The sequence below is a fragment of the Leptotrichia sp. OH3620_COT-345 genome (assembly GCF_003932895.1).
Lineage (GTDB): Bacteria > Fusobacteriota > Fusobacteriia > Fusobacteriales > Leptotrichiaceae > Pseudoleptotrichia.
Window position 1 is genome coordinate 1 of record NZ_RQYW01000105.1, and the last position, 549, is coordinate 549.

The 549-nt window shown below is 26.8% G+C and carries 1 protein-coding gene; it reads right to left on the bottom strand.

Annotation, left to right across the window (positions count from 1 at the left end; translation table 11 throughout):
* A partial coding sequence (locus EII29_RS11575; protein ID WP_125237622.1) for an autotransporter-associated N-terminal domain-containing protein occupies window positions 1-291 on the bottom strand: 291 nt, incomplete at its 3' end.
* Between the last annotated feature and the right edge of the window lie 258 nt (window positions 292-549).

The window sequence follows — 549 nt, forward strand, 5'->3', positions numbered from 1 at the left end:
TTCCATTAATTGTATTAATTCAAGATTTGCATTTTTCAGTAATCTGTTGTTCTCCCTCTTTGCCTGCTTAAATGATGTATGTAAATCTTTTATTGATGCATTCAATTCTTTTCTCGTCTGACTTATCGCATTTTCAGTACTCTTCACTTCAGGCGATGTCAATCCTTCTGAAAATGTCAACATCCCCATTAAAAGGAAACTCAATAAAAGTGCTCTTGTATACTTTATGTCTTTACATCTTTTTGCCAATGCCCTTAAATCTTTTTCCATTCTTTTTAAATTATTACTCATTATTTTTCTCCCTCTGAAATAAATATTCCAAAATTTAATAATTACTTTCATTACATAAAATCTTTAAATTCTTTATGTTTCAAAATTGTTAGCCGTAATCTTATCGCCTCATGGAATAATCTTAAATAATCTAATCCGTTCTTGTTTGCTAATAATTTTGTGATTATTTATAAGATTTTAGAATATTTCTTTATATATTATAATTTCAATTATTCTTTTCTTATCAGTTTAAATTCTATTCTTCTGTTCTGTGCTCTT